Genomic DNA, 5,525 nt, shown 5'->3' on the forward strand with positions numbered 1-5,525 from the left:
AGCCTGAACGCAGGCATCAGCCGTGTGGAGGCGCGCCAGGCGCAGCTGATGCCGGACGCGCTGATCACGCGGCTGCAGGCGGACCATCACGACGGCCGGGTCGCCGCCGTCACGCTATCGAGCGACCGCACGGCCGCGCTCCGCATCCGCTTTGCGCCGGGCGATGGCGGATCGCGGCCCGCCTCTGTCTTTGTCGATCCGTATGATGCGCATGTGCTGGGCACGGCGCGCGGCGAGGAGTTCTTCGCCACCGTCCGCAGGCTGCATCGCTGGCTGCTGATACCAAGCGATGCCAAAGGCTACGGACGGCAGGTCACCGGCATCGCGGCGGTCGGCCTGATCGTGATGCTGATATCAGGGCTGGTGCTGCGTTGGCCTCATCGCTCCACCAGCGTGAAAACGTGGCTGAAGCCCAATCTTGGCCTGCGCAGCCGCGGCCTGCATCGCTTGCTTCACGCGGTGATCGGCACCTGGGTGCTGCCGATCTATCTGGTGATGACGTTGACTGGGCTGTGGTACTCGTTCGATTGGGACAGGAGCGGCGCAGTCTGGCTGCTGTCACGGCCGCCGGGGGCTGATGCGGGGTTGCAGCCGAAAGCACCGCACGGTCCCCTCCGCCGCCAAAGCCAATGTCAAACCCGATGATGCGAGGCCGGACAGCAAGCCGCTCGCACTCGACCGCGTCTGGTCAGCGTTCCAGTGCATGGAAGGCAATCGTTACCAGACCGTGCTGATCAACCTGCCCGCCGGGGCCGGCACTGTCTTACGCGTCAGGTCATGGCCGGACGACTCGACAGAGGGGCCGCGCGACGAATTCCGCTTCGATGCGCTCAGCGGCGAGATCGCGTCGTCGGAGATCTACGCCGACAAAACGACCGGCGAGCGGATGCTGATGCGCATCCTCGACCTGCACCGCGGCAGCATGTTCGGCTGGCCGGGCCAGCTGGTGTTCATGCTGGCGGCGGCGGCGATGCCGCTGTTCGTCGTCACCGGGCTCACGCTTTACCTGTCGCAGCGCCGTCACCGCCGCCTCGCGCGACGGGCCGAGATGCACCTGCTTCCGGGGCGAGTGAGGCTATCGTGCCACACCTTTGGCGTTGATCGCGTTGCAACAGCGCCGAGACGGCAGTTTGTTCCCCTTGTTGGGAACCATGAGGTCCGACGTCTCTTATCGAGGCACAGTCTCGAGGAGGAGGACAATATGGACGGACTGATTTACCTGATCGGCCTGATCGTCATCATCATGGCCATTCTTTCGTTCTTCGGCCTGCGGTGAGGCGCCGCCCATGAGCATCGAAGCGCCTCCGGTGGATGTGACGCCGGCGGTCAGGACGCGCGCGCCTGACGCCTGGACGTTGCAATGGACACCGATCGTCGCGGGAGCCCTCACGGCTGCCGCCGTTTCGTCGATCCTTCTCACCTTTGCCGCCACGGTCGGGCTCGGCGTGAGCTCGGCGGCGCCAACCTGGCGCGACGCCTCGGTGGCGTTATGGCTGCTCTCGGGCATCTACCTGGTGCTGCAGGCGCTGATCAGCTTTGGCTGCGGCGGCTATGTGGCGGGGCGGGTCCGGGCACCTTACGATCTCGTCTCCGACGATACCGAGCGGCGTGATGGCATGCATGGCGTCACGGCCTGGGCACTGGCGATCGTGCTCGGCGTGATCCTCTCAGCCATGATCGCTTCTGCAGCCAACCGTCAGAGTTCGACATCGCCGCCGGCGACGACGACGGAGCCTTCGGTCATCAGCTATGAGATCGACCATCTGTTCCGCTCGCCGCGCCGGGTGCCGACGGCGGACCTCGCGCCCGCGCGCGCCGAGGCCGGACGTATCCTGCTGACCTCGTCGAGCCATAGCGGCGTCAGCACCGACGACCGCGCCTATCTGGTCCAGCTGGTGACGGCCACGACCGGCCTGACCGGCGCGGACGCAGAGCGGCGCGTCGACAACGCGATCACCGACGCTCGGACCGCGATCAAGCACGCCCGTGCCGGCACCATCATCCTGTCGTTCTCGATCGCCACCGCGCTGCTGCTCGGTGCCATCGACGCCTGGCTGGGCGCCGAGAGCGGCGGCCGGCATCGCGATGGCATGCCGCTGTCGGGCTGGATGCTGCGTTCGAATCGCTACCACCGGCGACGCGATATGTGGAGGCGGCCGGCGTCCTTGCCGGAATGAGGACGATGGCGACCCCTGCTCAAGGCAGGGGTCGCCAGCTCCTTGGTTAGCACCATCGATGAACTTGTACCGTGCGGGCTGCCGCTTGCGCGACCGTCACAGGGGATCGAACGATGTGAGAGAAGCGCCCATGCCTGCACCGAAAACGACTTCGAAATCGTCCCGCGATCTTCCTGGTTCGCCCCCCCGAAAGGACAAGGCGCGCGATATGCAGCAGGCCATCATCGAAGATGCCGACAAGAGCGACGGCCGGGATCGCGACCTGGAACATGGCGAGGGCGGCACGCTCGGACTACCAAGCAAGCCCGGCGATATCAGCCAGGACGATTGATCCGCTGCGGGAGGCGCGATCCCTGCGCGGATATGGTCCTCACTGAGGCTCGACGATCATGCCCGGCATCTCGCCGCATGGATTCCGTGGGCGCCTGTTGCTTGGCACGGCGGGGTGGAGCGTGCCCTCGTCCTGCCGCGAGCGTGTTGCTGGTGACGGCAGTCATCTCGCGCGCTACGGACAAGCGCTAAAGGCGGTCGAGATCGATACCTCCTTCCATCGGCCGCACCGCCGAACCACCTACGAGCGCTGGGCAGGCGTCACGCCGGACGATTTCTGCTTCGCGGTCAAGGTTCCCAAAGCGGTCACGCATGCGGCGGCACCGCAGCCGGCAGATATCGATCGGTTTCTGCAGGAAACGGCCGGCCTCGGCGGCAAGCTCGCGGTGTTCCTGGTTCAGTTTCCTCCCGGCAAAGTCTATGACGAGGAAACGGCGCGTCAGCTGTTCGATGCGTTGCAGGCGTCCACGTCGGTTCAATTGGTTTGCGAGCCGCGTCATCGCAGCTGGTTTACCGATGAGGTCGATCAATGGCTTGCCGGACGGCGCATCTCTCGCGTCGCAGCCGATCCCGCGCGTGCGGAGGGAGCCGATCAGCCGGGTGGCTGGCGTGGCCTGCAATATATCCGCCTGCATGGCTCGCCGCGCATTTATTATTCCGCCTATGAGACGAGCTTCCTACAAAGGTTGAACGAGCGACTGGCCGTGATGTCGGCAACGAGTGATGTCTGGTGCATCTTCGACAACACGGCGCTTGGCGCAGCGCTGGAAAACGCGCTCGATTTGCGCGATCAGCTCCAGCTTCACAGCCAGCCCGGCCACCACGGAGAGGCGGTCGAGGGCATTTGCGGCGAAAGAAGATAACGCAGGTGAATGGTCGGAGCGGCAGGATTCGAACCTGCGACCCCTGCGTCCCGAACGTAAGTAACAGCCGAAAAAATCAACAAAAACAACGACTATTGCAGCGCAGCAATTGCCTTTAACGCCGTTTGTTCACGGTATATCGGTGGTCAATCGGTGGCCGAAGGACGATCCCGCACTCTGAAGCTTGCACGCTACGCGGTTAGCAGAATCTACTCACGGGGGTACATGTTCGGGTCGTTCCGGGATCGCGAACACCTGCTGACCACCAACGACAGAAGGCCGCTTGCTTCTGCCGGCGCTTTTGACAACAAGTCCGCCGACTGGTGCGTCGCTGCTGGTCTAAGGCCGGTGCTTTGCCTTGATCGGCGCGTGCGCAGCTTCCGTGCTCACGGCTTGCGCAAGCGCGCTTTGAGCACTCTTGCGCACGCTGGAGCGACTGCACCAGTTGATGGCGGTGAGCGGCCATGTGACGAGCGCACATGCACGACTACATCGATGAAGGTTAGCAGGAGCGCATGGCGGCAGCCGCAATGGACAACCGCGCAGTTCAGATCAGAGCGGAAACAGGTGAATGGCTAATGCTTTCTGTCGCGGTGGCTAACGGTGAGGTAAGTCATGAACGCTTCAGCATGCCATCCCCTCGCTTTTTCGACATAGCGTCCAGCGCAGCTTGCAACTCATGCATGATCTTGACAGACAGCATCTTGCCCGTGGTGCATAGTGTCTTGTGCGAACGCCAGCAGCAACCGCTTGCCGTCCGGGTTGGATGCGGACGTGCTGCTGTCCGATAAGCTGGACGAAAAAGTCGACAGGAATGCCCACTCTCCCTGAACCATTCAGTTGATGCAACCCGATTGCGTTTTCGTCTCCCCCGATCGCGCGGGCTTCGCCATCTGCTAGATCAAGTATAAAGCCTCTTGTAAATGGACCGCGATCGATGATCATAACCGAGACCGACCTGCCATTCTTGGCAGGTGCAGGTTGAGGGGCAAAGGGTCACTTCTCGGCTAAGAGCAGCTTGCGTCCCCGGCAAACGCGAGGACACAAAGCGCAATGGTTGTGATTAGGACCAAGGGGATGAAACCAGCAAACATGGAGCTCTAGTGCCGAAAACACCTGAGGCAGGCAACGACGATCTACCGTTTAGGTTACTGCAGTTGCTTTTCGCGCAGCTTGATCGATGGTGGGGCGCACCTTGATTGCGGTCCTTCACGGATGCCAAGGGTTCTTTCGGATGTACCTGCCATGCAGCACGTCCTGTCGGCGCTCGTAGAAAAAAAAGATTGCTGCGGCTGTCAAGCAGCAGACGGCGGCGAAAACGGCAAAATCAATCACTGCGGAGATTTCCTCATTCACCGACGTGCATCGCTATAGGACGATCGTCAGCATAACGCGTCGACAATCTGTAAGGCTCGGCGGAGACAGTTTCGAGCGATGGGTCACCGGCGCCGGGCAAAAAGTGCCGGCGGCCCGTGCCAGACTTAAACTGCTGCCGTTTTATAGGGGCAACTATCGGCAGGTTCAGCTGACAGCGCGAACAAACCGCAGTCGCTGCCCCGCGACAACCTGATCCCGAGATTAAGGTTATGCCTCAAGGTTAGCGCGCGGCCGGGAGGCTGGATGCCGCAGAGCCCACGCGAGCGATGGAACCTCCGTGCGTTCCATGTGGAAAAAGTCACCAAGTGCCGATCCTTGGACGCTTTCTAAACTGCGTTATTCAGCAGCCTGTTGACCGTCAGAGGGACCGTCCGTCATTAATCGTGCTGCAATGCATGTTGGGATTTCGGAATGTCGTTTTTCTCGGCCCCGTCGAACCTGCTCGGGGTGGCTACCGTCCTGGGCTTCGTTCTCTTGTTGCTCCGCTTCCGCATAGGGATCATCGTTGCGGCTCTTAGTGTTGCGGGATTATTGGCGGCGGGATTTGGCCCGCTTGGGAATGTACTACTGACGCCCCTGGAGGAGCGCTTCCCCGAGTGGCGCTATCCCAAACAACATATTGACGGCATCATTGTCCTGGGCGGCTCGTATGACTTTGTGCGGCACCCGTACCTGAGCACGATTGTGCTCGAAGACGACACCGAGCCGCTGGCGCTGGTAGTGGACCTCGCGCGCCGGTATCCGCAAGCAAAGGTCGTTGTTTCGGGCGGCAGCTCAT

Annotated in this window: 5 protein-coding genes and 1 pseudogene; all 6 read left to right on the forward strand. The window is 62.3% G+C overall.

Annotation, left to right across the window (positions count from 1 at the left end; genetic code table 11):
- The coding region (locus WA702_RS05650; protein WP_425109550.1) for a PepSY-associated TM helix domain-containing protein at positions 1-645 on the forward strand (645 nt) is incomplete at its 5' end.
- A 58-nt stretch (positions 646-703) separates the two neighbouring features.
- On the forward strand, positions 704-1,276 hold the full coding sequence (locus WA702_RS05655) for a PepSY domain-containing protein (protein WP_425109551.1): 573 nt from the start codon (positions 704-706) through the stop codon (positions 1,274-1,276).
- A 10-nt stretch (positions 1,277-1,286) separates the two neighbouring features.
- On the forward strand, positions 1,287-2,177 hold the full coding sequence (locus WA702_RS05660; protein ID WP_425109552.1) for a hypothetical protein: 891 nt from the start codon (positions 1,287-1,289) through the stop codon (positions 2,175-2,177).
- A 208-nt stretch (positions 2,178-2,385) separates the two neighbouring features.
- A complete protein-coding gene (locus WA702_RS05665) occupies positions 2,386-2,508 on the forward strand; it encodes a hypothetical protein (RefSeq protein ID WP_425109553.1) in 123 nt (40 codons plus the stop codon).
- Between the two features lie 58 nt (positions 2,509-2,566).
- Complete coding sequence (locus WA702_RS05670; protein ID WP_425109554.1) at positions 2,567-3,370, forward strand: DUF72 domain-containing protein; 804 nt, start codon at positions 2,567-2,569, stop codon at positions 3,368-3,370.
- Between the two features lie 1,788 nt (positions 3,371-5,158).
- A pseudogene (locus WA702_RS05675) lies at positions 5,159-5,525 on the forward strand (YdcF family protein); the annotation flags it as partial.

The sequence above is a fragment of the Bradyrhizobium sp. genome (assembly GCF_049798375.1).
GTDB lineage: Bacteria > Pseudomonadota > Alphaproteobacteria > Rhizobiales > Xanthobacteraceae > Bradyrhizobium.

Bases quoted from the DNA above. Each gene is read 5' to 3' on its own strand.
- WA702_RS05655 (WP_425109551.1), top strand. From the start codon at position 704: ATGGAAGGCAATCGTTACCAGACCGTGCTGATCAACCTGCCCGCCGGG.
- WA702_RS05660 (WP_425109552.1), top strand. From the start codon at position 1,287: ATGAGCATCGAAGCGCCTCCGGTGGATGTGACGCCGGCGGTCAGGACG.
- WA702_RS05665 (WP_425109553.1), top strand. From the start codon at position 2,386: ATGCAGCAGGCCATCATCGAAGATGCCGACAAGAGCGACGGCCGGGAT.
- WA702_RS05670 (WP_425109554.1), top strand. From the start codon at position 2,567: ATGCCCGGCATCTCGCCGCATGGATTCCGTGGGCGCCTGTTGCTTGGC.